This is a genomic window from Bacillota bacterium (genome assembly GCA_040754675.1).
In the GTDB taxonomy this organism is placed as follows: domain Bacteria; phylum Bacillota; class Limnochordia; order Limnochordales; family Geochordaceae; genus Geochorda.
The window spans coordinates 1-2,384 of record JBFMCJ010000595.1; the positions used below are offsets into that span (position 1 = coordinate 1).

Annotated in this window: 1 protein-coding gene; it reads right to left on the bottom strand. The window is 72.0% G+C overall.

Translation table 11 applies throughout. The features are described from left to right. Positions 1-82: 82 nt before the first annotated feature. On the bottom strand, positions 83-2,384 hold a 2,302-nt coding region (locus AB1609_21360), incomplete at its 5' end, for a hypothetical protein (protein ID MEW6048984.1).

Sequence of the window (2,384 nt, forward strand, 5' to 3'; positions counted from 1 at the left end):
GCGCCGGCCGCCGCAGCCAGGGCCGCGACGAGGGCCGCCGTCCACCAGGCCCTGCGGCGGCGAAGGCGCCCTTCCCGCGGCTTCACGGGCCGAGCGGGCGTTCCAGGCTCTCCAGGACCTGTTGCCATCGCTGCTCCTCTGCCAGGCTTCCGGGCCGGGCCGCCCCGACGGTGATGGCGCTTTGCGGGAACGCCTTGATCTGGTACGTCAGCGCCACGCGGCCCTCCACCGGGTCAAACCGCAGCCCCACGGCGCGGCAGTCCTGGTCGAGCGCGACCCCCACCGAACTGCCCAGAAGCCCTCCGAGCCGCGTGTCCCACGATCCATCCATCGAGACCACCCACTCCGGCAGAACCCGCCATGCCAGGCTCACGTCGGCCCGTTCGACCGTCCGCGCCGGCGGCGCGTAGAGCGCCCCGAGCTGCAGCGCGATCCGGCCCGGAAGCTGCCAGCGCACGCTCGCGCCGACCTGCTCCCACCCTGCCCCGTTCGGGTCGAAGCGGCCCGCCGCCTCGAGCCTCGCTCCCTCGGAGCGCCACGCAAGCTGCCCCACCACGCCCTTCCAGTCCTGGGAATCCATGTCGTACGCCGCGGTGAGCCGCCCCTCGAAGCTGCCTGCCCGCGCCTGCGCCGATCCCGAAAGCAACGTCCAGCGCCCCGTTGCCACGTCGTACGTGGAACCCACCGCCACCACCACCGGCCCGCCCTCGCCCGCAGTGGCCTGCGCCGTGAACTTCTCCGCGTAGGTCGCTGTGTCGAACTCGAAGGGCGACAAGCCCGCGGGCGCCTCAAGCTGGTAGCCGCCCCGTACCGAAAACGACCGGGCGAGCTGCCACCGGGCGGAGACGGAGGCCCGTGCCACACGCTGGCGGGATCCGCCCTCGTACGTGGCGCCCCAGATGGACCCGGAGCCTTCCAGCTGCCAGGACTTCCACCGCACCGGCCCGGCCGAAAGCCGCAAGCCTGCCGATACCCGGGAGTCCGACACCACACCGCCCGAGGCCTTCTGCTCGGTGAAGCGGCCGGCGCCGGCGTCGAGCTCGAGGCGGGCCGGAACGAGGCCGTTGAGCCTTGCCAGCGGGTACGTCAGCGTCAGTTCCGGAAGGGCCGAGACGCTGTTCCACACGACAGAAGCGGCCGGGTTGGTGAAGAGCGCCGGGTGGGTGAGCCTTGAGAACCGTACGGCCGCCTCCCCTTCCCCGACGCGCCACGCAAGCCGCGCAAAGAGGTCCCACATATTGCGGAGCGGTTGCCCGGGCAGGTTGGCAAGGTCCCAGCGCCCCCCGGCCTCGAGGCGCAGGGGGCCCTGAGCCGGCGGCCCGAGCTTCACCTCGCCCGTGGTGGCCCCGACCGGCGGGCCACCGCCCTCGACGGCACCATACCCCTGGAGAAACGACGAGAGCGAGAAGCCCCAGTCGGGAAGGCTGCCGCCCGCCTGTCCCTGCGCCAGGTAGCGCAGTTCCCCGCCCGACTCCCGGCGGCTCAGGGTGAGCCGGCCCGAGACGGTGCCGCCCCCGGCCGAAAGCTGCCCTTCGGCGCCCGCGCTGAGATCCGCCGGGAAGCCATCCGGACCTCGCAGCGTCCCGTCCAGGAAGACAGCCGCGTAGCTTGCGCCATCGTCGTAAAGCGCCTGGTAAAGGCCAAGGCCTGGCCCCAGGCGCTCGAAGTAGTTGACGTTCACGTAGCCGTAAGCCGATCCGGGCCCCATGTACGGGAAGCGGGTCTTGACGAAGAGGCCCTCCCGCTCCCCGTAGCCCACCTCGGGCGGCAGGAAGCGCCCCGCCCGGGGGTTCTTCAGCGAGAAGCGCAGGAGTGGCCAGTAGAAGATGGGCACGCCGCTCTCCCAGAAGACGGCGTTGTAGGCCTTGACCTCTTCGCCTGGCCGTACCTCGAGGTGGCTCACCGTGATGCGGTAATGCGCGTGGTCGACGGGTAGGGGGCAGGTGGTCAACGTCGCCCCTTTCGCCTCGATCCGATCCCGGGTGCCACCCAGGCGATCGGCCTGCAGGAAGACCGGGCCTTGCACGCCTTGCGCCTCCAGGCGCGCCAGAGCGGGCTCCACGCTCAGTTCGCCCGTCTTTAGCCTCACGATCATGGCGTCGCCCTCGACGGTCTCGCCCGGGCGCTGGGCCCGCACCGATCCGAAAAAGCGGGCGATTCGCTCCCGGTCGTCGTAAATGGCCCGGTCGGCCGTGACGCGGATGTCCCGGTAGTAGAAGGTGAGGCCGCCTTCCACCCGCACCTCCGGCGGCTGCACGCTGGCGCTTCCCCCGTCGGCCACCTCGACCCTCCACGTCTCCGCCGCCGGAGCCGCCGCCTCCCCGGTGCCCGCCGCGGCAACGGGGACCGCCGGTGCGAGCAAGAGCGCCACGCAGGGGGCCAAC